Raw genomic sequence first — 24,611 nt, 5'->3', positions numbered from 1 at the left:
CTTCTATAAGGAGGAGCGGGAAATGTCCGCAGAAAAAGTTGCTTTTGGGATTGATATTGGCGGTTCTGGCGTTAAAGGCGCTTTAGTCAATTTGGAAACCGGTGAATATATGGGTGATTCTGCTTATCGCCCCACTCCTCAGCCAGCTACCCCACAAGCGGTAGCTGAAGCTTGTAAAGAGCTTTTAGATGAATTGAAGATTACTCCTGATATTCCTGTGGGGGTTACTTTCCCAGGGCCTGTTATCCGTAATGTTATCCCTTTTATTGCGAATCTAGATCAGTCGTGGGCTGGGCAGAATGTTTCTGATTTGATGGAGCGGACTTTGGGCCGTCCCATTACTGCTGTGAACGATGCTGATGCAGCTGGCTTAGCCGAAGCTGTTTATGGTGCGGCTAAAGGCGTACCCGGAGCCGTAATTGTCACTACTTTAGGTACCGGTGTGGGGTCGGCTTTCATTTTAGATGGGAAGCTTTGGCCGAATGTGGAATTGGGACATTTGGAGTTAGATGGTTTTGATGCTGAAACTCAAGTTTCTGCTGGCCAGAAAACAAAACACGGGTGGACTTATGAAGAATGGATCCCGCGGTTGCAGCGCTACTACTCTCATGTAGAAATGCTGTTTAGTCCTGACGTATTTATCGTCGGAGGTGGGGTTAGCGAAAATCATCATTTATTCTTACCTCATTTGGAGCTTCGCGCGCCCATTTACCCAGCTGCCTTGCGTAATACTGCGGGGATTGTGGGGGCTGCTTTATTTGCTTCCCAGCACGCGTAAGATCTGTTGGTACTTAGCCTGAAAGTTGTTTAATGCGTTTTATTCTGCGTAATGCCAAGTTTCTAATGGTTGCTAGTTTCCTGACGATGTTGGGAGGCTTGGTTGCTTTTGCGACTACCAGTTTTAACATTGACTCACCCACTATTTCTCCAGCTTATTTTCTAATCATCGCTTCTCCCAGTGCGCTCTTATTTTTCCTGGTGAGTTTGCCGCTCAGTCTGTGGGGAGATAAACGCAGGAAAACTATGCTTGCTGCTTACGCTCAGCAGGCTCTTTTAGATGCTAATGCGCATTTGCTCTCAGGTGCAGCTGCGCAAGATTCTCAGGCTGCAACGCAGAAACAAGCTGCGGCGAATTCGCAACCGGCAGAGGCGATGCTTCCTGAGATGGCGAATCCTTTGCTGATTTCTCCTAATAAGGTGGTAACTCCCTATCAGTCGGCTCAGTCTTATGCGGGTGCTTTCATTTTTCTGCTTTTAGCGCTGGTGACTTCTTTGGGTTACTTAATCCTCCAGACTTTGGAGGAACCGGGGGTTTTCTTAAAGTTTATTCAGCCGTGGATTTTAGGTGCGGTGCTTCCTTTTGGGTTAGCTGCTTTGATTAGTTTAGGGGCTGCTTTTTATACGCATTGGCGTTATGGAAAGAAGTAGGCTGAAGGTTTTTTCAAATCAGTTTTTGTAGGAAGAGACCACCTGTAAGCCGGATTCTGTTCCAAGGTGCGTTGCCGCGTTCCTTTTCGATGGTCATCTATCTAGCTTTACTGTTACCAGTAAAGTCGAGCAACCTACCCGTACACCTTAGACGGACAGCCCAGTGTACTGCTTGGTTTTGCTCCCGGTGGGGTTTACCTAGCAGATACAGTCACCTGTATCTCTGGTGGTCTCTTACACCACCGTTTCACCCTTACTACCTGAAGTAGCGGTTTATTCTCTGTGGCACTTTCCCGCGGGTCACCCCGGGTGGCTGTTAGCCACCACCGTGTCCTGTGGAGTCCGGACGTTCCTCCCTCTGGTTTCCCAGACGGCGACCATCCAGTGGTCTCTTCCTGTTTTAAGTGTAGCCTATGCGAAAGTTAGAGGGCAGGTTGATGTGAGGTTTAGATTATCTCTACCAGGACCGCATCGGTAGCGTTTTTCCCTAAGGTGAGTATTTTCTGCTGTTCAGTTTCGTACTCGGTTGCATCTGCATAGGGGTGGTTTCCTTTGACAGTTAGTTGTGAACCGATTTCTATTCCTTGGGCGGCAAAGTACTGTAGCAATTTGGGGTCATCGTCAAAGACTCGTTTGACTACTACTTTCGTTCCGGTTTTTAGGTCTGTAAGTCTTCTGAGGGGGGATTTTTCTATTTTCCCAGCGGGATTTGGAATTGGATCTCCGTGTGGGTCTGTCTGTGGGTAGCCTAGTTTTGCTTCGATTTTGCTGATAAAGAAATCGGATACGTAGTGTTCTAGGTTATCTGCTTCGGTGTGGACTTGGTCCCAGGTATATCCTAGTTCTGCCACCAGGTAGGTTTCGATGAGGCGATGTCTTCTGACTACTTCTATGGCAAGTTTTTTCCCGAGGGCGGTTAGTGAGACGGCTCCGTAGGGTGTATGGGCAACTAGCCCCTGAGCTTTAAGTCTTTTGATCGCGTCTGAGGCTGAAGATATTTTTACTTTGGCGCGTTGGGCGATGTCTGAGGCTGTGATGGGAGCTTCAGACCATTCCGCGAGCGTCCAAATTGTTTTGAGGTAGTTCTGGTAGCTGGCAGAAATATTTAGTTCAGACATGCCTGAATTTTAACAAATGCTTTTAGGACATTTGGCTTATTTTCTCTGAATATTATTTTTATCTTTGCGGAAAAATCATTTTCAGTTGCTTTCTAACTTGAATCTACGTTGCAACGTAGTTAGATTATTAGGTATCAAGAAGTTCTTGATGGGTATTCGTGTTAAAACAAAGAGGTAACATGACAACTATAGAAAAAGCCCTCCAAGCAGGGGGCATAAACAACCAAGCAATCTCTGAATTCGTAAAAGAATGGGCAGAAATCACCCAACCTGATCGGATTGAAGTAATCAGCGCAGATGATGACGCCCGTCTCTTAAAAGAAGCACTGGAAGCCGGCGAACTACTTCCCGTAGGCGAAGGATGCTTCTACGCTCGCTCCCATCCAAAAGATACAGCCCGTTCAGAAGAACGTACCGTAGTAGCCACCGCCAAAGAAACAGACCGCGGAGTCTACAACAACTGGAAACACTCCGCCGCCGTAAAAGAAACACTTATCGAAAGAATGCGCGGCGCCTCTGAAAATAAAACCATGTATGTGGTCCCCTACCTGATGTCCGTTCCTGGCTGCCCCCTACAGCAGTACGCTGCAGGTGTAGAACTAACCGATAACCGGGTAGTCGTCCTCCAAATGATTCGTATGGCCAGAGTCGGCATAGAATACTTCTCACAACTTAAAGACAAAGATTTTTTCGTTCGCGCCGTCCACGTATCTGGCAACCTCGACAAACTCGAACACGGAACAGAAAACGACCAGCGTCTCTTCGCCACTATCGCAGATGAACGCACTATCCTCCACTACGGTTCCGCTTACGGAGGTAACGCCCTGCTGGGCAAAATTGCCCACGGACTAAGACAAGCCTCCTATGACGGTTGGGTAAGTGGAAAATTCCTTGCCGAACAATTCATGCTCTTAGGAATAGTCGATAAAGAAACCGGCAAAACCTACCATATCTGTGGTGGGTTCCCCTCCGCCTCAGGGAAAACTAACCTAGCTATGACCCTCCCACCCGACGCTTTAGGCGACCGTTACAAAGTCGAATTCTACGGAGATGACATTGTTTGGATGTGGATTGGTGAAGATGGTCGCCTCTACGGCATGAACCCAGAAAACGGTGTATTCGGAGTAGCTAAAGACACTAACGAAGAAACTAACCCAGCCGCCCTCGACGCAATCCACCCCACCTCAGGAGCAATCTTCACAAACGTAGCTTACAACGAACTCACCCAAGAAGTCTGGTGGGAAGGTAAAACCCCAGATTACCCAAGTGACCTAACCGGATGGCGCGACTGGACCGGCAAACTCCTCAGTGAAAGAGACAAAGCCGACCTGACTAAACCTTGGGCACACCCCAATAGTCGTTTCACCACTGCCCTAACCAACGTAACCACCGTTGCTGAAGATGCTTTTGCTCCTGCAGGAGTTCCCATCGACGCCATCATCTTCGGGGGGCGCGCTCGCGACCGAGAACCACTGGTACGGGCAATTACCAATGCCGTCGAAGGCGTCTACGATGGACTGACTCTGGGAGCAGAAGCTACCTTCGCAGCAGAAGGATTAGAAGGTGTGCTCCGCTACGACCCCATGTCAATGCGCCCATTCATGTCATACAGTGAAGGAGACTACGCCCAACACTGGATTAACATCATGAGCCAGCTAAAAGAAGTCCCAATCTTCGCACACGTCAACTGGTTCCAACGTGACAGTGCAGATGGGCATTTCCTCTGGCCAGGCTACCGGGAAAACCTGCGTCCACTTCTGTGGCTCCGCGACTTCCAAGCCGGAAAAGTATCCGGCACCCGCACTGCTGTGGGGGTAATCCCCACTGAAGCGGAATTAGAAATGACCGGCCTGGAACTTCCGGCTAAGGATCTTGAACGGATCCTCACTATAGATAAAAAGCGGTGGCAAGAAGAAATGGGACACCGCAGCAAGCATCTGGGGCAGTTCGCTACTCTCCCTCCAGAGATTCAGGCAGTGCATGAAAAAATCACTACTGAATTAGAAAACGAAAAGTAGCCTCCTGCAGAAAGTGGGTAGCGTTTGGTTCTGCGCTACCCACTTTCGTTTCTTCACGCAGCAAAATCCAGTTATACTGCAAACATGCTTGTACTACTTCCCCCTTCAGAAGGAAAAACCACTCCCAACAGTGGGCCATCCCTCGATTTACCCCAAATTAGCCCCTTAGAAAATCAGCTAAAACACGCCCGCGAACAGGTACTTACCGCCCTCGGAAATGTTTCTGCTGAGCCTAACGCGCTGGAACTATTAGGAGTCGGCGCTTCACTGAGTGCGGAAGTAGCTGCCAATACGCAACTAACCTCCCTACCCTGCGCCCCTGCCCACCAAGTTTATTCCGGAGTTCTTTTCGAGGCCGGAAAACTACCTGAACGTGGAGAAAACTACCATCCTACCCCACTCCTACAAATCTGGGTACAATCAGCCCTTTTTGGCTTAGTTGATCTAAATAGCTTCATTCCAGCTTATCGCCTCTCAATGAGCACTAAACTGGCAGAACTGGGAGCATTGGCAACCTTTTGGAAAACCCAACTCACTCCCCTGTTAGCAGAACTAGACCAACAGCTGATTGTTGATTGCCGCTCGGGAAGCTACCAAAAGGCTTGGCCCGCTTTAGAAACCAAACAGACCACCCACCAGCTTTTGCGGGTAAATGTGGTGAGAGAAAGAAACGGAAAACGCACTGTAGTTTCCCATAATGCGAAAAAATTCCGCGGCATTTTAGCGGGAGTTTTAATGGAACGCGCGGCAGCAGGTCAGTTAGAAAACTCTCTGGCGGGGGTTATGGAAGCTGCGCAAAGCCTAATTGGGCAAGCTGAAGTAATCGGCATTGAAACTAAACCGGGTAAAGGATTCACTGAGCTGATTATCGTAACCAGTTAAATAACTGCCCGCGGGAAGTTAAACAATTTATTTGGGTTAGCAACTACATTTAGCTGCTAACCCAAATATTTATAGGATCTAGGGATTATTCATCGATTTTTACGATTAAACATTCCATATCTTCTGAGTAGAAAATCTCCTCAGCTCCTAAAGAGTGAATCTGATGCCATTCGTACTCTGATAACGCGTTTTGCATTCCTACCAGTTGGCGTCCTTGGGCGGCTACTACCCCGATGCCGCTGCGTTGCTGGCAGTGCTCGTATTCGTCCAGTAACTCGTCGTCAAGCTGCGCAGCAATTTCTTTACGACGGGATTGTTTTTCTTTCAATTCCGCGTCCACTGCCCCCATCGCAGCGGTGTATTCGTCGCGGGCTTTACCAGCATCTTCAGCAAGTGCCTGCACCTGCACCTGGATTGCTTCCATCGCGGCAGCTGCTTTTTCTAGACGAGTCATGACTTCTAAAATCTTAGTTTCTAGTTTTTCTCGTCGCGCTGCCATTTGGTTTAGTTCGTGTTGGATCGCCACCAGTTCTTTCGGACTTCCTTGGCCAGATTCTAAACGCTTCCCCATTACGTCTTGGCGAGCTTGGAGTTTCTCCATATCTACTTCATAGACAGAAAGTTCCCTCTTAATGTCTCCGTGGGTTGATTTGGCAGCGGAGCCGGCACGTTCTAAGTCACTTTTACGCCCAGCTAGTTCCGTTAAAGCCACAAATGCTGGGTGTTTCTTGCGTGAAGCCCCCAACTGTCCGATTCGCGTATCTAGTTCCTGTAGTTCTAAAAGAGCTTGCTGTGCTGATTTTGAAGCGCGCATTTTACTGCCTTTTCTTAGTTTTTAGAGTTTAAGCTAACTTTATTTTAACCCACTTTTTAGGTGTTTCTTCCCGGGGAGTTCTGCCTAGTTGTAGCAGTTACTTTTACCCTTGGGTGGGTAAATGTAGGCGCCACGGTTCGGTGACAGAAGCGGAAATATCAATTTCAATTTCTACTCCGGCTGCTTGCGCGGCCAGTTCCAGATCATTTGCGAGGGCGGGGAGCCAAAGCCATTCAGTTGCCCAATGGGACCCGCTAATTAGTGCCGTCCGCGTGGAGTTAAGGTGGTCTTGGGCCGGGTGGTGTCGCAAATCGGCAGTTAGGTAAACGTCTGCCCCCAGATCAGCTGCTAGCTGTAGGAAAGAATCTCCTGATCCTCCCGATACAGCTACTGTTTCAACGGGCATTTGCAGGTCTTTTCCGGTGGGGACTCCCACAAAAATCCCGTGCGGACCGGATGGGAGGGCCCGGGCGACCTGCTGAGCGAATGTTTCTAAGGGGATTGGGCGGGGAAGTTTACCGATTCTACCTAAGCCCAGAGGGGTTCCAGTCTCAGAGGTTTCTTTGGTGCTAAACGGGGTGCCGGTGATTCCGACTGCTTTGGCCAGGGCCCAGGCGACTCCCCTTTCTGCACTGTCGGCGTTAGTGTGTGCATTCAGTAGCGCCACATCATTTTTTATCAAATCGTGTACCATCCGCCCTTTGTGGCTTTCTTTTGAAATGAAGTTAATTCCTTTAAGAAATAGCGGATGGTGGGTTATCAGCAGATCGTAGTTTCCTTCGACTGCTTGGGCGATGGTTTCTGGAACTGGGTCGATTGCTAAAAGAATTTTCTGTACCGGCTGTTCCAAATCGCCTACTATTAGACCGTTTTTGTCCCATTCTTCTTGCAGGTGCGGTGGGTAGAGGCGGTTGAGGTGAGCTTGGAGGTCTTTTACTTTCCAGAGCTGGTTTGGGGAAGTTTTCATTTTTCCTCCGTTGCTAGTTGCCGTCACTGTGGTTTCGCTGGTAGTTAGTGAGGTTTTACTCATATGTCCAAACTAGCATGCTGGATGGTTTTAAAGCACTCTTTGAATTACGTAAGATAGATGTATCGAAAATACGGAGGTTATTATGGCACGCCATAAAGTAGTTATTATTGGTTCTGGCTTCGGTGGTCTATTCGCCGCTAAATCTTTAAAGAAAGCAGATGTTGATATCACCATCATTGCACGCACCAGCCATCACTTATTCCAGCCACTTCTCTACCAGGTAGCCACCGGGATTCTCTCTGGCTCTGAAATTGCTCCTTCCACCCGGGAGATTCTAAAAAACCAAAAGAACGCTACCATTTTGCTGGGCTTAGTTGAAGATATTGACACTGATAACAAGGTGGTGCATTGGCGCAATCACAACCGGGAAATGAGCACTGCTTACGACACCTTGATTGTGGCTGCCGGAGCAGGACAATCCTACTTTGGTAATGACCATTTCGCTACCTATGCTCCGGGTATGAAAACTATTGACGATGCTTTAGAGTTACGTGCCCGTATTTTTGGGGCTTTCGAATTGGCTGAGTTTGAATCTGACCCAGAACGCATTGCTAAATTGCTTACCTTTGTCGTTGTGGGCGCAGGGCCTACCGGAGTTGAAATGGCCGGGCAAATTCGTGAGCTGGCTTCTCACACTCTGCGTAAAGAATTCCGTAACTTTGATCCTCGCCAAGCACGCGTCATCTTAGTTGATGGAGCCAAACATCCTCTGCCTCCTTTCGGCCCAGAGTTAGGGGAAGCTACCGCTAAAGCTCTGCAGAAGCTTAATGTTGAGCTTTTAATGGATACTATCGTTACTGACATTGACTCTAATCAAGTAACTGTGAAGAACTTAAATGACGGTTCTGAAACCGTGATTCCTTCCGTCTGTAAAGTTTGGGCTGCTGGCGTGCAGGGATCGTCCTTAGGGAAAATCATTGGCGAAAAAACCGGTGCTGAAGTTGACCGCGCCGGCCGAGTGGTAGTTAATCCGGATCTTACCGCTGGTAATGCCCCGGACGTCTACGTGGTGGGAGATTTAATGTTCGTTCCCGGCGTTCCTGGAGTAGCTCAAGGAGCCATTCAGTCTGCCCGTTTCGTCGCCGCCCAGATTAAGGCTAAGGTAAGTGGAAATACTCCTAAACAAGCTGAGTTTGTTTATAAAGATAAGGGCTCTATGGCAACTATCTCTAAGTTCCAAGCGGTAGTAAAACTTGGCAAGGTTAAGGCAACTGGCTTTATTGCCTGGTTGGCGTGGTGTTTCTTACATCTGCTCTACATTGCTGGTTTCAAAGCGCAGGTTTCAACTTTGCTGCGTTGGACGGTTTCTTTCCTTTCTAATGCGCGTTCAGCCCGCACCACTACGAATCAGCAGTTAGTGGGTCGCTTAGCGTTAAAGAAACTGGGAGCAGGTTCTTCTGGTAAGCTCTTGGCAGAATCGCCTGCTACGGCTACAGAAGAAACTCAATTATGATTTAGTTTAGCGCTGTAACTACTTCTAGATTAGACTAAGGCTATGTGTAAAGCTCTTTTAATTGTCGATGTACAAAATGATTTCACCGAGGGCGGTGCTTTGGCTGTTTCAGGTGGAGATAGCGTAGCAGAGCGTCTTTCTGCCTATTTACAGTCTGCGGCAGAAGAATACTCTTTAATCATTGGTTCCCGAGATTGGCATGATCCCGATTCCGATAATGGCGGGCACTTTGCCGGTCCTGAATATTCCATTTCGCAACCCGACTTCGTTGATTCTTGGCCAGTTCACTGCGTAGCCGGTTCGGTTGGGGCAGATTACGATCCGCTTTTAGATACTTCTTTCCTACACGAGCATATTTTCAAGGGTTTTGGAAAACCCGCTTATTCAATGTTCGAGGGCGCTACTGAAACTGGCTTAACCACAGTTGAACTATTACGTGAAGCAGGAATTACCACGGTTGATGTAGCTGGGATTGCTACTGATTACTGTGTCTTAGCTTCTGCTTTAGATGCTTTACAGGCAGGTTTTAAGGTACGTATCTTAGCTGATTTGATTGCCGGAGTAGCTGAGGAAAGTTCTGCCGCGGCCCTGAAAACTTTAGCCGAGTCAGGAGCGGAAATTATCTATCTTTAGGCTCTATAGCTAAAATAGGCTCCTGAAAGTTACTTAAATTCTTAAGCCGAAAGATTAAATTCTTAAGCCGAAAGAACTGTAACTTTCAGGAGCCTTTTTGCTACAAATTTCAAGAGTTATTAGGATGCTTGGTCAATTTGTTCTCTGGTAATGATTTTTGCAGGTGCCCCCTGAGCCACCACGTCAGAAGTGATAATTACTTTTTTAATCTGCGGCATTGAGGGAACTTCAAACATTATCGGCGCTAAAGTCTTTTCCAAAATGGAGTTAAGCGCACGCGCCCCCGTCTGACGTTCGTTTGCTTGTCGGGCGATTTCTCTAAGCGCATCGCGAGTAAACTCAAGTTCAACATCATCTAACTGGAAAAGCTGCTGGTATTGACGTACCAAAGCATTCTTAGGCTCAGTCAGTACTCGCACAAGATCTTCTTCATCTAAGTGCTGCACTGAAGTAACTACCGGTAAGCGTCCAATAAATTCGGGGATCATCCCAAACTTATGGAGATCTTCTGGAGTAACCTGTGAGAACAGATCGCCGTATTCATGTGCTGATTTCAGGTCAGACCCAAACCCAAGGGTTCGTTTCCCTAAACGTCCTTTTACGATTTCTTCGATACCGGCAAATGCTCCAGCTGCAATAAAGAGAATCCCCGACGTATCAATTTCTAAGAACTGTTGGTGGGGGTGTTTGCGCCCGCCCTGCGGGGGTACTGAAGCGCGCGTACCTTCAATGATTTTCAGTAAGGCTTGCTGAACGCCCTCGCCAGAGACATCTCTGGTAATGGAAGCATTTTCAGCTTTGCGACCAATCTTGTCGATTTCATCAATGTAGATAATGCCACGCTGGGCTTTTTCGATATCCCCATCTGCTTCTTGGATTAAACGCAGCAGGATATTTTCCACGTCTTCACCAACATAACCAGCTTCAGTTAAAGCAGTTGCATCGACGATACAAAATGGGACTCGAAGCATTCGCGCTAGGCTGCGCGCTAAATGGGTTTTGCCAGTGCCAGTTGGTCCCAGCAATAGAATGTTTGACTTCGTTAGTTCCATGTCCACTGGTTGGCCTGAAACTGCTTGTGCGTTAAGACGTTTGTAGTGGTTATAGACGGCAACTGCCAGAGCGCGTTTTGCGTCTTCTTGCCCAATCACATACTGGTTTAAGAACTCAAAGATTTCCTTTGGTTTCGGAAGCTCCCCTAATTCTTCAGCGGTGCGGTTGCCAACTTCTTCTGCGATTAAATCATTACAAAGATCTACACATTCGTTGCAAATATAAACGCCGGACCCACCGATCAGCTTAATAACCTGCTTTTGCGACTTCCCGCAGAAAGAACACTTCAGCAGTTCTGCCGCATCTTGGTACCTTGACACAGATACTCCTTTAAGTTGATGAAATGAAAATGCCCGACGTTTCTAGGTTAGTTTACGTCGGGCATTTCAGCGACTTTAACGCGCTTGTAAGTCAGCTTTACGTAGTAAAACTAGCTCCTGCTATAGGTTAGGCTTTACGTGAAGTAAGAACTTGGTCAATCAAACCGTATTCCAGTGCCTGCTGGGCGGTGAGGATCTTGTCGCGGTCAATGTCGCGACGCACCTGTTCAATATCACGCCCAGTATGCTTAGCAATGGTTTCTTCTAACCAAAGGCGCATCCGGTCCATTTCCTGCGCGATAATTTCAATATCTGAAGCCTGCCCGCGCATACCTTCCATGGAAGGCTGGTGGATTAATACTCGCGCATTTGGAAGTGCTAAACGACGTCCCGGAGAGCCACCTGCCAATAGTACTGCCGCAGCGGAAGCTGCTTGCCCTAAGCACACGGTTTGGATTTGTGGCTTAATGTACTGCATGGTGTCATAGATTGCCGTCATGGCGGTGAAAGAACCACCTGGGCTGTTAATGTACATGGTGATGAGTGAGTCTGGGTCTTGAGATTCTAATACCAGTAGCTGCGCCATCACGTCATCTGCGGAAGCGTCATCGACCTGCACCCCTAAAAAGACGATCCGGTCTTCAAAGAGTTTGCCGTATGGGTCTTGGCGTTTAAAACCGTAGGCGGTACGTTCTTCGAACTGTGGCATCACGTAACGGCCTGAAGGTAGGTTAGCTGGGTTTACCCCCATGTGGTGATTCATACTATTCTTTCCTCAGCTTTCAGTGCCCGGCGCTTATTGCGTCTGCTTTAGTGATGATGTGATCGAAGAAACCGTATTCCAAGGCTTCTGAAGCGGTGTACCAGTGGTCGCGGTCTGCGTCAATGTTGATTTGTTCCACTGATTTTCCGGTACGTTCTGCGTTGATCTGTGCCAGTTCTTTCTTCGTCTGCAAGATAAGGTCGGCATTGATCCGAATGTCTGTGGCAGTTCCCCCTACTCCCCCAAGTGGCTGGTGGAGGAGGATTCGCGCGTGTGGGGTGGCGTAGCGTTTTCCGGGTGCTCCAGCGGTAAGCAGGAACTGTCCCATTGACGCGGCCATCCCGGTGGCAACGGTGACTACGTCAGGTTTGATGAACTGCATGGTGTCATAGATAGCCATGCCGGCGGTTACGGAACCTCCCGGGCTATTGATGTATAGGTAAATGTCTTTTTCTGGGTCTTCAGCTGCTAGGAGGAGCATCTGCGCACAAATTTGGTTAGCGTTTTCATCGCGAACTTCACCGCCGAGCCAAATGATGCGTTCTTTTAGCAAACGGTTAAATACCGCGTCTCCTAAGGGCATGCTGCGGTCCATATCCTGGTGCGCTACCGGAGTGGTTTGCGTGTAGGCGTCCATCTTTTCTCCTATTTTCATGGCTTTTGTCTACTATCTAGCTTAAACGGCGGTTGCCTTGCTGCGCTTCTTCGACGCGGTTTGTTCGCTATGGGCGCATTTAGGTTTTACTTTAAGATAATTTATTAGTCGCCACATTAGAGGTTAATGTGGCGACTAATAGTTTTAGGAATCAATATTTAGCTGGTTTTACTCAGCTTCGCTTTCTGCGGGTGCTTCAGCTTCTTCACCGGGAGCGCGAGTGTATTCGCTCAGGTCTACTACTTCACCGTTACTATCCTTGACAGTTACTTCTGCCAGTGCCAGAGCAACTGCCTTGGTGCGGGTAAGGTCTGCTGCCATTGCCTGGATTTGTTCCTGGTTGCCAAATAGCTGCATTGGATCCATGTTGTACATCTGTGCGGTTTGCATGATGAACTCGAAGAGTTCCTGCTGGCCAACCTGGACTTCGTTTACTGAAGCTAGTTTTTCAGAAAGTACGTGAGCGGCAATTTCCCGAGTGATTTCAGCGGTTGCCTTAGTCTTTTCGGCCTTCTTAGCACCTTCACCCACACGGTTAGCAACTTCGGATGCTACTACGCCAGCAGGTACTTCAATGCCGGATAGTTCAATCAGCTTATCTACTAACAGGTCGCGGGCTTGCAGTGCCTGTTCGTGTTTCTTGGAAGTAGCTGCCTGAGTTTTGAGATCTTCACGCAGTTCTTCGATGGTGTCAAATTCGGAAACCATCTGTGCGAAGTCATCATCTGCAGTTGGTAGCTCACGGGTCTTCATAGCGGTAACTTTTAGGGTTACTTCTGCTTCTTCCCCTGCATGTTCTCCACCGGCGAGGACGGTGGTGAAGGTAGTTTCTTCATCAGCCTTCATGCCGGTAAGTGCCTTATCCATGCCGGCGAGCATGGAGTTGGAACCGATTTCGTATGAGATTTCAGATACGTTATCAACTTCTTCACCGTCGATTACTGCCACCATATCTAGGGTTGCGAAGTCACCCTTCTTTGCCTTGCGCTTGATTGGCTTCAAGGTAGCAAAACGGGTCTGTAGTTCTTCAAGTTCCTTGTCAACGTCAGCTTCGGTTACTTCACTTGCATCAACTACGATTTCTACGTCATCCAGTGCGGGGATGTCGAATGCGGGAACTACGTCAACGGTTGCGGTGAAGACCAGCTGCCCCTCGATTGGCCCTTCAGTGGCGGGGATTTCAGTTACATCTACTTCTGGCTGTCCCATAGGGCGCAGATCGTGTTCAACGATAGCGGCAGAGTATAGGCGAGGCAGTACGTTATTTACGACCTGTTCTAAGACCACTGCGCGTCCGAAACGCTGGTCGATGATCCGAGCGGGTACTTTACCACGACGGAAACCAGGTACATTAACTTGGTTTGCCAGCTCTTTGTAGGCGGCGTCGATATCTTGCTTTAGTTCTTCAGCTGGAACTTCAACGGTTAGTTTCACCTTTGTGGATTCCAGATTTTCAACAGTGTTCTTCACTGGTCATTCTCCAAAGTCTGTTTTATTTTCCTGACACTCAAGAGTGCTCTTACAACTTTTCTATCTTACGATATATTGCGTTGCTTTCCCATATCCAGGCTCTTTTTGAACTGTTTCAATGGTTGTTTCGTATCTCACTGTTTTGTTGTTATCCTGCTGGATTATGCGTTTAACGGCTTTTTATTAGAGCTTTCTAATGTTCTTTTGATACTTTTCTTAGCCCCTTCCGGTTGAATAAATGGTGAGGAGGAATTATGTTCAACAAAGAGTATGCACGCCTAGTTGCTTTGCTAACTGCCATTATCTTATCTGGAATCGGTATTTGGAACGCGTTTGGTGCTTTCACGGCGGCTCCCTCTGGGGAGATTAAAAAACCCGGAGTTACTTTGAACCCGGCTCAAAAGAGTGATCCTGGTTCAGAGGATAAGACTCCTGCTGATGCTAATGATCCAAATGATCCTGGTAAAGCAGATTCTAATCCAGATGGTTCTAAGCAGGGTTCATCTACTTCCAAGCAGACTAATAATTCAGTTAAAACTAAACCTGCTCCGGCACCTGCTCCAGCTCCAGCTCCGGCTCCGGCGCCTGCTCCTAAAGCTAAGCCGGCACCTGCCCCTAAACCGGCCCCCCCGGTTGTGGTTAATCCCGCTCCGCCAATCGATCTTGATGACGACGATGACGATGACGACGACGATGATGACGACGACGATGACGATTAAACCCAGACCACTGCATTAGCAGTTGTTTGTTTAGCCTAAGTGCTTATTCGGTCAGCTGTGTGGCATAGCGGAACGGGTGTTAGCGGGCTAGGTGGTTTAGCCTAAGTGCGCAGTCATGACAATAAATATTGGTGGAGGATAGTACTATCCTCCACCAATATTTTTGGGTTAAATGACCAACTATTTTTAATAACCGACCAGTCTTTTCGGGTTAAACGGAAAATCTTTTAGGTTAAACGATATCCCATTCCCCTGACAGTTTGGAAACGTTCTTTCCCCAGCTTGGTGCGCAGATAAGCAACATAAACATCAACAACGTTTGAACCCGGGTCAAAGTCATAGCCCCAAACTGTGTTAAGCAACTGTTCCCGGCTAAGCACCTGCCCAGGGTTACGCAGGAATGTTTCCGCAAGCGTAAATTCACGGGCTGATAGGTCTACTTCAATGCCGTTGACTGTAGCTTTACGCGTGCGAAGGTCTAAGGTTAGGTCTTTGTGAGTGAGTTGATTTACTGATTGGGAAGAGTTTTCAACTGCTACTCGTAGGCGTAACCGCACACGTGCTAAGAGTTCTTCAAATGAGAAAGGTTTAGGCATATAGTCATCTGCTCCAGATGATAGACCAGCTACCCTGTCTTCTATTGAAGTGCGGGCAGTAAGCATGATTACGGGAGTGGATAGGCCCTGCCCCCGTAGTTGTTCAAGTACTTCAAATCCATCTATATCGGGTAAACCTACGTCAAGGATAATTAAATCGACATCTTCTTCCATAGCAATAAAGATGCCTTCTCTACCTGAATCAGTATGTCGAGTCGTAAAACCTGCCGATTTTAATCCTTTGGCGATGAAAGCAGCAATCCGGGTTTCATCTTCAATGATTAAGATGGTACTCATTGGTCCTCACGGTATTTTGTTTAGGGAAAGCTCTTAAAATGAGCTGCGTGCTTATGAGTGGGAGATCTTACTGTGTTAGGGGGATCTGCATAATGAAGGTAGATCCAGCCCCTAATCTTGATTGTATAATAACTCTACCTTGATGCGCTTTAACGATAGAGTCTACAATATTCAATCCAATTCCTGTTCCATGAGCATAGTTTAAAGCATTTGAAGCGCGAGAGAAACGTTCCATAATCGTGTTTACTTCAGATGGGTCAATTCCAATCCCCTGATCTTTAACCCACATCCGTAGTTGATTCCCCACTACTGCCGATCCTATTGCAATCGGTTTTTCTGGGGGCGAATATTTCACGGCATTTGAAACTAGCTGCAACCAGGCTTGAGTGATCCGAGAAGCATCCAGTTCCACTTCAGTTTCTGCCACTGTTTCAAGATTCCAAGTCCGGTTACATAAGCCTTTTGCTTTAGCAAAAACTTGTTCGGTTAAATCTGCTATATCCGTAGGGACCGGGTTAATAAAGTCGCTTTGGGCACTCTTCGCCAAGAGTAATATATCGTTTACAAGTAGCGACATCCGGTCTAATTCGTCAATGGCCAGTTGTTTAGTTTCTGCCACGTCCACCGGATCGTTTTCGTCGGCGAGTTCCAAATGTCCTCTGACAATGGTGATGGGGGTACGCAGTTCATGCCCCACATCGTTTAAAAGGTTGCGTTGTGAGGTAAGTAGCTTCTTTTGTTCAGTTACAGAAGTTTCAACTCGATCTAGCATCCGGTTAAATGCGCCCGCTAGTAGTCCGAGGTCGTCTTGTGACCTTTGGGGAACGCGGGAGGTTAAGTCTGATTCATGAATGTTTTCCGCGGCGTTGCGGAGTTCTTCAATCGGTTTTAAGAGTCGCTTTACGCTCACCCAGGCGACTCCCATAACGCTAGTTACAATCCCAAAGGCGGTGAGGGCGAATACTAAGATTGCGTAGCGGAGGTCCGCAGTAGTTGCTCGGTAGTCAATGATATGCGCTAAAGCGGCATGCTCAGCTTCGTTTTTTACTGGGATTACAATAATGCGGTATTCAGTTTGTTGCGTGCGCAGTGAAGTAATCGTAGTTTCATCTAAGACTGCTAGGGAAGCTAGTTTAGCGACTAGTTCAGGATCATTTTCTGGTCGAAAATCTACATCCGCGGCGGGAAGTAAAGCAACCTGATCGCCTTTAAATCCTAGCTGCGCTTCATTTCTTCCCAAGACGTTTGTGCGGAACTGGTGGTATAGCAAATCTGTGGGAGTCGCAAAGGGTTTCCCGGTGCGGCGATCCACCCCTTCAAGTGCCAAACGTGAAATAACGTGTTCGACTTCTTCTAAAGATGCTTGAGTTCTATTCTCTAACGATTTTTCTTGCAGGATGAACAGTAGCGTCCCACAAACAGCTAAAGCAGTGGCAGCAACCACAACCAGCGACCACACGAGTCTCGTGTGGAGGCTGGTTTGGCTGATGCTTTTCATACTTCCTATTATGCCTACTTTTTCGACTTAGGAGCGACCCATTCCGTGGTATTCCCAGCCAGCATTCTTCCAATCTTGTGGAGAGAGCACGTTACGGCCGTCAATTACCTTCCGGGTGGAAACAATTCCAGCAACTGCAACTGGGTCTAGTTGCTTGAATACGTCCCATTCAGTTCCAAGTACTACAAGTTCAGCATCTTGAACTGCAGCTTCCCAGTTTTCTACTAGGGATAGCTGAGGGTAGGCAGCAGCTACCAGGGGAAGTGCCTGCGGGTCAGTGATTACCACTTCTGCTCCCATATCTTGCAAACGCACTGCCACTTCCAAAGCTGGCGAGTCACGGATATCATCTGAGTTTGGCTTGAAAGCTGCCCCCAAGATAGCGATTTTCTTATTCTTCACGTCTCCATCTAGCATTTGGACGCTTAAGTTAATCGCCCGGTCACGGCGACGCTTGTTAATCGCATCAATATCGGTGAGGAATGAAACTGCTTCAGGAACACCCAGTTCCTTAGCGCGAGCACCAAAGGCACGGATATCTTTAGGTAGGCAGCCGCCCCCGAAGCCCAGTCCGGCGCCTAAGAAACGGTGTCCGATTCGTTTATCTTTACCGATCGCTTGCGCTAAAGTGGTGACATTTCCACCGGTAGCTTCACACAGTTCCGCCATAGCGTTAATGAAGCTAATCTTCATTGCCAGGAATGAGTTAGCTGCTGTCTTTACCAGTTCAGCAGTAGCATAGTCAGCTAAGATTCTTTCAATACCTTCACCCAGTGGGATTTCGTATACTTTGTCCAGCTGCTGTTGTGCCCAGTTTTCTTCACCCGTTTCGGTGCCGTAAACAATCCGGTCTGGGTGTAGTGTATCTTCCACAGCGAAACCTTCACGGAGGAACTCTGGGTTCCAAATCAAACTTAGTTCCGTGCCATTTTCAGCGTTATAGGTTTCTAGACGCGCACTAATCTGTTGGGCAGTTCCCACTGGCACAGTTGATTTACCAACAATCACAGCCTTTGGATTAGGCTGGTTATCCAAAATCAGTTCCACAGCTTCCCACAGGTAGGTGAGGTTAGCTGCCCCATTTTCCCCCTGAGGAGTACCCACGGCAATAAAATGTACTTCAATGTCTTTAAGTGCCTCTGCCTGTGGCGTGGTGGTAAAAATCAGCTTACCGCTGTCTAAACCTGCTGAGAGTTTTTCAGGAAAACCTGGTTCATAAAATGGAGCTTTACCAGCATTGAGGTTATCAACTTTTTGTTGGTCAACGTCGATCCCCAAAACGTCATGACCTAAGTAGGCCATACAAGCTGCGTGAACTGCACCTAAGTATCCGCATCCAATTACTGAGATTTTCATGTTTTTTCCTTTACTTTCTTTGATTTAAAGTTCTTCTACTGTTGTTAAAGTGTTTTCAATCCAGGCGGGAAGCCATTTTGCTGCCCTGGGACGGAAGCTATAAACGGCTGCCAAGCGAAGCTGGGTGGCTGCATTGTATGCAGGATGATGTTCGTAGTCTGGTAGTTGCGCCAGTTGTTGCAAAACAAACTGTTTAAACTCAGGGCTGATTTTTCCCTGTATTTTTCTCAGTTCCAGATGCGCCGTTAAATTCCCTAAATCTAAGCCCGCTGGACCTAAACAGAAAGTATCTAAATCTAACAGGTAGGCGGTTTTTCCGTCCCAAAGTACCTGCTTGTCATGCAGGTCGCGATGGGTGGCCACCAGCTTGCTCGGAGCTTGTGAGAGTTTCTCAGCTACTTTATCCGCTGCTTGCCAGAGTCTCTTGAGTGAAATAAGGTGGTTAAGCGTTCCGTGATTTTCCACGTGCTTAATCCAAGTTTCTAAATGGCGTTGCTCGTCTGCAGCGGTGAATGGCTGTGGGTTTACTCGCTCAGCCTCAGCTGTCAAAGTAGGCAGCACCCCAAGGTGTTTGATGAATGCCATCCATCCTGCTCCGGCAGCATCTCCTAAATCGTGAAGGGTTTTTCCTGGTAACTTCACAAATTTAGAGATACCGGCTGCCGGGTCAATTAAAATAGCTGGCGCTGTAGGAATTTGTGCAAGGTTAATCGGAGCCTTGGTTTTACCTGGGCGAGTTACTTTAATCACCGTATTTTCAGCGATTAGTACTGCACGTTTCCCCAGGCGGTGAACTACTAGTTTCGCCTGTGGGTTAGCTGCCCGTTCAGTAGCTAAAGCAGGTATTTTCGGATCTGTTCCAGCAGGCAGAATAGTTACTTCTCCAGCTGCGTTGATTTCTCCAGCTAAAAGTAGTTTCCCTCCCGTTGGTTCATCAGCAGCTACTTGCATTTCAAAAGTGATTGCTCCCTGCTTTGCTGGCCACGCGCGCACAATCCCAGGGAGTTCCCGAAGCACCGCGAAAGGAGTTTGCAGATTTTGCTGCGTTTCGCGCGAAGCTAAAACTGTTTCAGTTTTCATATCCGGTACTCCTTATTTAGCTTGTTAATCTGTGCAATGATTTGTTTTTCCCAATCTGGTTGGGCGCTGCGCAAGGGGGTAGCTAAACGTTGCAAAGCAGCGTAGAGCTTTCCCATCTGTAAGGAAGCAAACTCAGGTACATTCCCGGTTACTTCCCGGTATCCGCGTAGGAAAGCATTTTCAGCAACTTCTGTATGCGCATGAACATACAGGTAAGATCCCAGATCCAAAGCAGCCGGCGCCAAACACATTCGATCGAAATCATTCAAATACATTTCGTGCGTTCCGTTTTCTGCCACTACGATTAGCTGATCTGCTGAGGCATCCCCGTGAGATAGCACTAAGGGGCCTTCTAAGGGCTTTAGTTGAGCTGCTATTTGCGCCAGTTCTTTTTTCAGTACGTTAGCCAGGACTGATCCTCTGGTAGCTAGCGGTAGCAGCACTCCCTGATGCACTTCTATCTGATTGAGTATTTTTGGGGCAGCTGCCAGTAATTCTTGCTGGAGGGTTTCTTTCCCTTCCTGCGAAAAATCAGGTTTCACCAGGTGTAACTGTGCAAAACGCCTTCCCGCGATTTGATGAAACTCTTCATTTTGCTGGGGGGAAGCTAACTGTAAGTAACGTTCACCGTCTAAGCCCCGCACATATTCAAAAGCGGGAGCAGTTGGTTCTGCATCTAACAGGTCCACTACCGGCAGTTGGCTATCTTTGAAATCATCCCAAAGCGTGTAAAAGGCAGCTGACTTAACTTCTTTAGCTAAGCGAATAACCTGGTTATTGACGTTGAAAATAATTCTGCGAAACGGGTTGTAACGCAATACTTTAAAGTCATTTAGGTCTTTCACATCCAACTTATCAACGTATCTAGCGAATCTTTTCGCCAGTGAAGGGTCTGAGACGAAGCTTCCCCACTGGATCAAAAGTGGCTCACCATCAACTTGGAAACCGATCAGAGGAAGCGTATAAACCTCATAAGAAATCCCCAGTTTTTCAGCAACCCTCATTTTCCGAGCAGACATGGTGGCTGGTTTTTCAGCCTTGATTTGCGTAACCGGCCAGAGTACTCTGCCCCACCCCTGCAGTTGGGTGGTTTCATCTTCCCAACTAAAAGCCACATTCATGTCAGGTTTAACCCGCAGTGAAGTTGCTTTAATATTTCCTTTTGCTCCGCAAGTTCCCCGCAGCAACGCGGTAAGGTTACGTTGATTAGTTAAGAAGGCAATGATCTCATTAGTTAGTTTCATTTTTCGCCCTCGGATCTTTCTGGATTTGTATCAACCCGAATCTCTGCTTCATCTGAAGCCATCCACTGACGGAACTCAGCGGAAGTTTCCAGCAGTTCTGGTACGGAGCCGTCTAAGAGAACTTCTCCGTCTTGGAGCCATATCACACGGCTCGCGCGGCGGACTACTTCAACGTCGTGAGTTACGGCGATGGTAGTCCGGTTAGCTACCAGCAAATCAATCGCATCTAAAACCTGTGCGGCAGATTCTGGATCCAATCCGGTAGTTGCCTCATCAAGTACTACCACCGGTGAGTTTCTAAGGAGTGCGCGGGCAATCGCAATACGCTGACGCTGGCCACCTGAAAGGGTTCCTCCGCGTTCCCCCACTAAAGTGTCATACCCGTGTGGCTGAGCCAAAATGAACTCTTCAGCATTAGCGGCTCGGGCAGCAGCTTCTACTTCTGCATCCGTAGCATCGAAACGACCAAAGCGAATGTTTTCGCGAATCGTATCCGTAAATAAGACTGCCTCTTGATGCAGAATCGAAACTTGGGTGCGAAGTTTTTCTAAAGAAAACTCGGGCAACGGGTGGCCGTCTAAGGAAACTACCCCACTTGATGGGTCTAAAGATCGAGTCAGCAGCGACACTAAGGTGGATTTTCCAGCTCCAGAAGGCCCAATCACCGCCACATATTCATGTGGAGTCACCGTGAGGTTAATCCCTTTAAGAACCTGGTGATCCTCGTAATGAGTCACCACATTTTCAAACTCCACCCGTCCACGAACTTCATCAGGTGCTGTAGGAGATTCCGGAGAGAAAATCTGCGGTTTCACCTCAAGCAAATCAACTACGCGTTCTCCCGAAGCGGAAGCTTTCGCAATTCGTCCCGTGTATTTTGCCATGTCTCGCAATGGTTTCATGGTGGTCCGAAGGTAGGTGATGAATAAAACCAGTTCTCCGATAGTCATAAAGCCATTCATTACCCGCATCCCCCCGCCGATAATCACCGCGGCGGTCGCAATACCTACAATCACATCGGTAGAGCGTTCCAAACGAGCTGATAGCCTACGGCTCCGGACGCCCTCGGTGAGGGAACGTTGGTTAGCACCACTGAACCGTGATTCTAAGTGTTTTTCTAAACCGTAAGTTTGGACAACTTTAATGGAAGTTAGCGATTCTTGCGCCGTATTTGCCAACTGGCCTTCCCCGCGGCGAGTCCGTTTTGCAGCTGCGGTGATTTTCCCGGAAGTTCCCTGCGCGGAAACGATGAAGAATAAAACTGCCACAACAACTACCAGAGCCAAAAGCGGGTCAATCCAGAACATGACTACTGCCATGAACAGCAGGGTAATCACATTCGCGATTAGCGGCAGCCCCGCGGTAATAGCAACGTCTTGGAGACGGGCTACGTCACCTACAATTCGCTGCACGGTGTCAGCACTGCGGTTTCGCGCGTGATACTGCTGATCTAAACTTTGCACGTGCCGGAAAACGCGGGCTCGTAAATTAGCTGAGATACGCGATCCAACCAGGGCAAAGGAAATAGTCGCCAGATAGTTACTCACGGCGCGGAGCGCAACCGTCCCCACCAGTAATCCAGCAACCAGAATAAGCGTAGAAATTGCTTCCTTACTGTATCCCATCGGAATCACGTTATCGATAACGATCTTCAGCGGCCAGGGTTCTAACACGCGGAAAATAACTTCTAAAAGCAGCGCAATCACACCCACGACAGCCAGCGGAGCATGTGGTTTCAGCTCCGGAGCTATCATCTTCATAGTGCGTTTTCTGGCTGACTTTTTACTACTCATAGAGAAGCTCCCGCCAAAGCGAAGATACGTTCCACTGCCTGCTTCCAAGAGTGTTTAGTTACAGCCGCTTCACGCGCTAAAAGCTGCAGTTCGTGGCGCGCCTGCGAGTTAATTACTAAATCATCAATCGCAGTTGCTAAAGCAAGTGGGTTTGAAGCGGGAACAACTACCCCACAGCCGTCCAAAAGTTCTGGAATATCAGCTACATCAGTTGCTACCACAGCCAGACCGGCAGCTAAGTATTCGTAAATCTTCAAGGGCGAAAAGTAGTGTTCCTCCGGGCTTTGAGGAATCGGGTAAGGGGCTACTCCAATCGCAGTTCCAGCTAACGCAGCCGGCATTTCTTGCGGTGGCACAGCCCCGTAGAAATCAACATCCAAACCAAGTTCACCGGCTTGACGCTGCAGGTCTGCTTCTTCTGGCCCCGCCCCGATAATCCGAAGTTTCCAAGCGGTTTCTTTTAAAGCGTATGCTTTCAACAGGTCTTCTACCCCGTGCCAAGGTTTCAAAGTGCCTACGAAAGTTACAACCACTTCATCTGCTTCTGGTTGCACGGTAATCCGCTCTGGATTAACTCCATTGTTTACCGTATGCACCTTCTGCGCGTAGGCGGGAACCATTGCCTGCACCCAGGCAGTGACTCGGTCAGAAACACAGATAACCGCGTCTGCGGCACTTACCTGAAGTTGTAGACAGGTCTGCGCTAATTCTTCTTTCACCAGAACTCGATGTTTACGCTGTTCCTCGATTAAAGGCGCGTTCACTTCTAAAATAGTCTTAGTTTCTGGTTTGGTTGAGCGCACTTGGAAAAGTACTGAAGAAAATAGTGAGTAGCGCTCGTACACCAGGTCAAAGTTCTCGCTACTAATAGCTTTCGCGATTTCCTCAGCTGCCAGGGCTTGAGCGTCTTCTCTTTGCGCTGGATTTTTCTTCAGCTCATTAGAAAGTTCGTAGACGCGCACGGGCAGGTGTGCTAAGTCAGCGGGAATTTCAGTTCCTTTTCTGATCGCGAAAACACTAACTTCATGCCCTTTAGCTAACATTTGGCGGATAACTTCTTGAATGTGAACACTGGCGCCCTTAGTTCCAAAAACTGGAATCCCCGGATCGGCGCAAACGTATGCGATTTTCATCGTAGTTCTCCTCCGTTTTTCATTAAATCTGCCAAGTTACGTGCTTGTTGCGCTGAATCAAACTCAGTTTCAATCAGTTCTCTAGCGTTTTTAACCAGCTCTGTGTAATTCACATCCCCTTCAGCTACTCGCTTAAGGGCTGCAGTTAAGGCTTCCAGATCTCCAGCTGGAACCAGAAGTCCCGTAGGCGCAAGGTTTCCGTTTTCTGGGCGGACTACCTCAGGCAAACCGGTTACGTCACTGGCGATAACCAAAGTTCCCATTGCCATTGCTTCTAAAGTGACTGTGGGTAATCCATCTAGGTTTCCATCCAAAGCAGGGACTGAAGGGGTAAGTTGGACGTCTGCCCAAAGGAGTAGATCTCTTACCTCTGCTTGAGTGCGAGCACCTAAGAACTTCACAGTCTCGCCTAGTTCCAAAGAATCAGCTAATGCTTTGAGACTTTCACCGTCAGCGCCCTCGCCGGCGATCTTGACATCTAAGTCAATGCCAGCGTCAGTAAGCTGCTTAATCGCCCGCAGCATCAGGTCGAAACCTTTCTTTTCTACCAGGCGACCAACTGCTAAGACTTTCAACGGGCGAGTCTGCAATTCGGCAGCTAGATTGTGGTTCTTTTCTTTAAAGGGGAATCGAGCCAGCTCTAAAGCGTTGTACTGTAGAACTAGATTCACATTTTGGCCGCGGAACTTATTTTCTAAGAAAGCGTAGTTGTACTTTGAAATGGCGATTACCTGAGCAGCTCCCGTAGCGATTCTTAAAAGCCATTCTTCGTTTACAGATTCGTGGAAAATGTCTTTCGCGTGGGTGGTTACCGTGTAGGGAATTCCAGTTAGTTGTGAAGCGATCCAGGCGGTTCTTCCCGCTAAGGAAGCGAAATGTGCGTGTAAGTGAGTCACATTTTCCTGTTTCGCTGCCACTGCTAAAGCTACCCCTTGGGCTACTTCGTCGGCGGGGAGCTGTGCTACGGCTGGCCAGATTTTCGCAAATTTTTCGGTTAGACCTGCACTCAGCAGATCTTGGCTGAGTTGGAGCCAGAATTGAGTTGGCTTCAGTGGGCGAGGCACCCATTTAACTTCTGCAGCTACTTTAGAAATCTCTGGGTGGAAGCGAGTGTCTGTGGTGGGACGCAGCGCGAAGATAACCAGGGTTTCTCCGTTGTTTTCGCGTGCCAAGATTTCTGTTACCACGAAAGTTTCTGAAAACCGTGGGTAAACTTTTAATACGTAACCGATTTTAGACATTGTTGATCCTTACTTTT

22 protein-coding genes and 1 other RNA gene are annotated in these 24,611 nt (G+C 48.1%); 7 read left to right on the top strand and 16 right to left on the bottom strand.

Annotation, left to right across the window (positions count from 1 at the left end):
- Positions 1 to 22: 22 nt before the first annotated feature.
- Together ppgK and NXS08_RS05630 are read left to right on the top strand one after the other, a co-directional pair.
- A complete protein-coding gene (gene ppgK / locus NXS08_RS05635) occupies positions 23 to 778 on the top strand; it encodes a polyphosphate--glucose phosphotransferase (protein WP_259138288.1) in 756 nt (251 codons plus the stop codon).
- A 32-nt stretch (positions 779 to 810) separates the two neighbouring features.
- Complete coding sequence (locus tag NXS08_RS05630; protein ID WP_259138286.1) at positions 811 to 1,428, top strand: hypothetical protein; 618 nt, start codon at positions 811 to 813, stop codon at positions 1,426 to 1,428.
- Between the two features lie 29 nt (positions 1,429 to 1,457).
- Here the strand turns inward: NXS08_RS05630 and rnpB are convergent.
- Positions 1,458 to 1,821, bottom strand: an RNA gene (gene rnpB / locus NXS08_RS05625) — RNase P RNA component class A.
- Positions 1,822 to 1,874: 53 nt separating this feature from the next.
- A complete protein-coding gene (locus NXS08_RS05620) occupies positions 1,875 to 2,546 on the bottom strand; it encodes a metal-dependent transcriptional regulator (RefSeq protein WP_259138284.1) in 672 nt (223 codons plus the stop codon).
- 179 nt (positions 2,547 to 2,725) lie between these two features.
- On the opposite strand from NXS08_RS05620, the gene NXS08_RS05615 reads away from it, so the two are divergent.
- Together NXS08_RS05615 and NXS08_RS05610 are read left to right on the top strand one after the other, a co-directional pair.
- Complete coding sequence (locus NXS08_RS05615; protein WP_259138282.1) at positions 2,726 to 4,564, top strand: phosphoenolpyruvate carboxykinase (GTP); 1,839 nt, start codon at positions 2,726 to 2,728, stop codon at positions 4,562 to 4,564.
- Positions 4,565 to 4,648: 84 nt separating this feature from the next.
- Positions 4,649 to 5,446, top strand: coding sequence for a YaaA family protein (locus NXS08_RS05610; protein WP_259138280.1), 798 nt, complete (start codon positions 4,649 to 4,651; stop codon positions 5,444 to 5,446).
- 85 nt (positions 5,447 to 5,531) lie between these two features.
- Here the strand turns inward: NXS08_RS05610 and NXS08_RS05605 are convergent, their stop codons facing one another.
- Entirely contained in the window at positions 5,532 to 6,260 is a 729-nt protein-coding gene (locus NXS08_RS05605; RefSeq protein ID WP_259138278.1) for a zinc ribbon domain-containing protein, read from the bottom strand.
- 103 nt (positions 6,261 to 6,363) lie between these two features.
- Positions 6,364 to 7,290 carry a Nif3-like dinuclear metal center hexameric protein gene (locus NXS08_RS05600; protein WP_259138276.1) on the bottom strand — a complete coding sequence of 309 codons (927 nt, stop codon included), beginning with the start codon at positions 7,288 to 7,290 and terminating at the stop codon, positions 6,364 to 6,366.
- An 82-nt stretch (positions 7,291 to 7,372) separates the two neighbouring features.
- Between NXS08_RS05600 and NXS08_RS05595 the strand changes: the two genes are divergently transcribed.
- The gene (locus NXS08_RS05595; protein WP_259138274.1) at positions 7,373 to 8,743 is read left to right on the top strand and encodes an NAD(P)/FAD-dependent oxidoreductase; all 1,371 of its coding nucleotides are present in this window, start codon (positions 7,373 to 7,375) and stop codon (positions 8,741 to 8,743) included.
- Between the two features lie 42 nt (positions 8,744 to 8,785).
- Positions 8,786 to 9,376 carry an isochorismatase family protein gene (locus NXS08_RS05590; protein ID WP_259138271.1) on the top strand — a complete coding sequence of 197 codons (591 nt, stop codon included), beginning with the start codon at positions 8,786 to 8,788 and terminating at the stop codon, positions 9,374 to 9,376.
- A 119-nt stretch (positions 9,377 to 9,495) separates the two neighbouring features.
- Here the strand turns inward: NXS08_RS05590 and clpX are convergent, their stop codons facing one another.
- The 4 genes from clpX to tig form a co-directional block, all read right to left on the bottom strand.
- On the bottom strand, positions 9,496 to 10,749 hold the full coding sequence (gene clpX, locus NXS08_RS05585; protein ID WP_259138269.1) for an ATP-dependent Clp protease ATP-binding subunit ClpX: 1,254 nt from the start codon (positions 10,747 to 10,749) through the stop codon (positions 9,496 to 9,498).
- 127 nt (positions 10,750 to 10,876) lie between these two features.
- Positions 10,877 to 11,512, bottom strand: a complete 636-nt coding sequence (locus NXS08_RS05580) for an ATP-dependent Clp protease proteolytic subunit (protein WP_259138266.1) — start codon at positions 11,510 to 11,512, stop codon at positions 10,877 to 10,879.
- A 19-nt stretch (positions 11,513 to 11,531) separates the two neighbouring features.
- Positions 11,532 to 12,149 carry an ATP-dependent Clp protease proteolytic subunit gene (locus NXS08_RS05575; RefSeq protein WP_259138313.1) on the bottom strand — a complete coding sequence of 206 codons (618 nt, stop codon included), beginning with the start codon at positions 12,147 to 12,149 and terminating at the stop codon, positions 11,532 to 11,534.
- Between the two features lie 186 nt (positions 12,150 to 12,335).
- Positions 12,336 to 13,637, bottom strand: coding sequence for a trigger factor (tig, locus tag NXS08_RS05570; protein WP_259138264.1), 1,302 nt, complete (start codon positions 13,635 to 13,637; stop codon positions 12,336 to 12,338).
- A gap of 254 nt (positions 13,638 to 13,891) precedes the next feature.
- On the opposite strand from tig, the gene NXS08_RS05565 reads away from it, so the two are divergent.
- Positions 13,892 to 14,356 (top strand): hypothetical protein, encoded by a 465-nt coding sequence (locus NXS08_RS05565; protein ID WP_259138262.1) that lies wholly within the window; start codon positions 13,892 to 13,894, stop codon positions 14,354 to 14,356.
- A 227-nt stretch (positions 14,357 to 14,583) separates the two neighbouring features.
- Here the strand turns inward: NXS08_RS05565 and NXS08_RS05560 are convergent, their stop codons facing one another.
- The 8 genes from NXS08_RS05560 to NXS08_RS05525 all read right to left on the bottom strand — a co-directional run bounded on the left by NXS08_RS05560 (position 14,584) and on the right by NXS08_RS05525 (position 24,594).
- Positions 14,584 to 15,249, bottom strand: coding sequence for a response regulator transcription factor (locus NXS08_RS05560; protein WP_259138261.1), 666 nt, complete (start codon positions 15,247 to 15,249; stop codon positions 14,584 to 14,586).
- A 67-nt stretch (positions 15,250 to 15,316) separates the two neighbouring features.
- Positions 15,317 to 16,747, bottom strand: a complete 1,431-nt coding sequence (locus NXS08_RS05555; protein ID WP_259138260.1) for a cell wall metabolism sensor histidine kinase WalK — start codon at positions 16,745 to 16,747, stop codon at positions 15,317 to 15,319.
- 27 nt (positions 16,748 to 16,774) lie between these two features.
- Positions 16,775 to 18,103 (bottom strand): UDP-glucose/GDP-mannose dehydrogenase family protein, encoded by a 1,329-nt coding sequence (locus NXS08_RS05550; protein WP_259138258.1) that lies wholly within the window; start codon positions 18,101 to 18,103, stop codon positions 16,775 to 16,777.
- Between the two features lie 24 nt (positions 18,104 to 18,127).
- The gene (locus NXS08_RS05545; RefSeq protein WP_259138256.1) at positions 18,128 to 19,183 is read right to left on the bottom strand and encodes a phosphotransferase family protein; all 1,056 of its coding nucleotides are present in this window, start codon (positions 19,181 to 19,183) and stop codon (positions 18,128 to 18,130) included.
- The gene (locus NXS08_RS05540) at positions 19,180 to 20,427 is read right to left on the bottom strand and encodes an aminoglycoside phosphotransferase family protein (protein WP_259138254.1); all 1,248 of its coding nucleotides are present in this window, start codon (positions 20,425 to 20,427) and stop codon (positions 19,180 to 19,182) included. Before NXS08_RS05540 ends, NXS08_RS05545 begins: the two co-directional genes overlap by 4 nt.
- Positions 20,424 to 22,220, bottom strand: coding sequence for an ABC transporter ATP-binding protein (locus NXS08_RS05535; RefSeq protein ID WP_259138251.1), 1,797 nt, complete (start codon positions 22,218 to 22,220; stop codon positions 20,424 to 20,426). Before NXS08_RS05535 ends, NXS08_RS05540 begins: the two co-directional genes overlap by 4 nt.
- Positions 22,217 to 23,353 carry a glycosyltransferase family 4 protein gene (locus NXS08_RS05530; RefSeq protein ID WP_259138249.1) on the bottom strand — a complete coding sequence of 379 codons (1,137 nt, stop codon included), beginning with the start codon at positions 23,351 to 23,353 and terminating at the stop codon, positions 22,217 to 22,219. Before NXS08_RS05530 ends, NXS08_RS05535 begins: the two co-directional genes overlap by 4 nt.
- Entirely contained in the window at positions 23,350 to 24,594 is a 1,245-nt protein-coding gene (locus NXS08_RS05525; protein ID WP_259138247.1) for a glycosyltransferase family 4 protein, read from the bottom strand. Before NXS08_RS05525 ends, NXS08_RS05530 begins: the two co-directional genes overlap by 4 nt.
- Positions 24,595 to 24,611: the final 17 nt, after the last annotated feature.

This window comes from Gleimia sp. 6138-11-ORH1 (genome assembly GCF_024814355.1).
In the GTDB taxonomy this organism is placed as follows: Bacteria; Actinomycetota; Actinomycetes; order Actinomycetales; family Actinomycetaceae; genus Gleimia.
The sequence above is the reverse complement of the archived record's forward strand: the minus strand, read 5'-3'. Positions and strand labels throughout refer to the sequence as shown.

Coding starts and splice junctions, on each gene's coding strand:
- ppgK (WP_259138288.1), top strand. CDS start 23: ATGTCCGCAGAAAAAGTTGCTTTTGGGATTGATATTGGCGGTTCTGGC.
- NXS08_RS05630 (WP_259138286.1), top strand. CDS start 811: ATGCGTTTTATTCTGCGTAATGCCAAGTTTCTAATGGTTGCTAGTTTC.
- NXS08_RS05620 (WP_259138284.1), bottom strand. CDS start 2,546: ATGTCTGAACTAAATATTTCTGCCAGCTACCAGAACTACCTCAAAACA.
- NXS08_RS05615 (WP_259138282.1), top strand. CDS start 2,726: ATGACAACTATAGAAAAAGCCCTCCAAGCAGGGGGCATAAACAACCAA.
- NXS08_RS05610 (WP_259138280.1), top strand. CDS start 4,649: ATGCTTGTACTACTTCCCCCTTCAGAAGGAAAAACCACTCCCAACAGT.
- NXS08_RS05605 (WP_259138278.1), bottom strand. CDS start 6,260: ATGCGCGCTTCAAAATCAGCACAGCAAGCTCTTTTAGAACTACAGGAA.
- NXS08_RS05600 (WP_259138276.1), bottom strand. CDS start 7,290: ATGAGTAAAACCTCACTAACTACCAGCGAAACCACAGTGACGGCAACT.
- NXS08_RS05595 (WP_259138274.1), top strand. CDS start 7,373: ATGGCACGCCATAAAGTAGTTATTATTGGTTCTGGCTTCGGTGGTCTA.
- NXS08_RS05590 (WP_259138271.1), top strand. CDS start 8,786: ATGTGTAAAGCTCTTTTAATTGTCGATGTACAAAATGATTTCACCGAG.
- NXS08_RS05580 (WP_259138266.1), bottom strand. CDS start 11,512: ATGAATCACCACATGGGGGTAAACCCAGCTAACCTACCTTCAGGCCGT.
- NXS08_RS05575 (WP_259138313.1), bottom strand. CDS start 12,149: ATGGACGCCTACACGCAAACCACTCCGGTAGCGCACCAGGATATGGAC.
- NXS08_RS05565 (WP_259138262.1), top strand. CDS start 13,892: ATGTTCAACAAAGAGTATGCACGCCTAGTTGCTTTGCTAACTGCCATT.
- NXS08_RS05560 (WP_259138261.1), bottom strand. CDS start 15,249: ATGAGTACCATCTTAATCATTGAAGATGAAACCCGGATTGCTGCTTTC.
- NXS08_RS05555 (WP_259138260.1), bottom strand. CDS start 16,747: ATGAAAAGCATCAGCCAAACCAGCCTCCACACGAGACTCGTGTGGTCG.
- NXS08_RS05550 (WP_259138258.1), bottom strand. CDS start 18,103: ATGAAAATCTCAGTAATTGGATGCGGATACTTAGGTGCAGTTCACGCA.
- NXS08_RS05545 (WP_259138256.1), bottom strand. CDS start 19,183: ATGAAAACTGAAACAGTTTTAGCTTCGCGCGAAACGCAGCAAAATCTG.
- NXS08_RS05540 (WP_259138254.1), bottom strand. CDS start 20,427: ATGAAACTAACTAATGAGATCATTGCCTTCTTAACTAATCAACGTAAC.
- NXS08_RS05535 (WP_259138251.1), bottom strand. CDS start 22,220: ATGAGTAGTAAAAAGTCAGCCAGAAAACGCACTATGAAGATGATAGCT.
- NXS08_RS05530 (WP_259138249.1), bottom strand. CDS start 23,353: ATGAAAATCGCATACGTTTGCGCCGATCCGGGGATTCCAGTTTTTGGA.
- NXS08_RS05525 (WP_259138247.1), bottom strand. CDS start 24,594: ATGTCTAAAATCGGTTACGTATTAAAAGTTTACCCACGGTTTTCAGAA.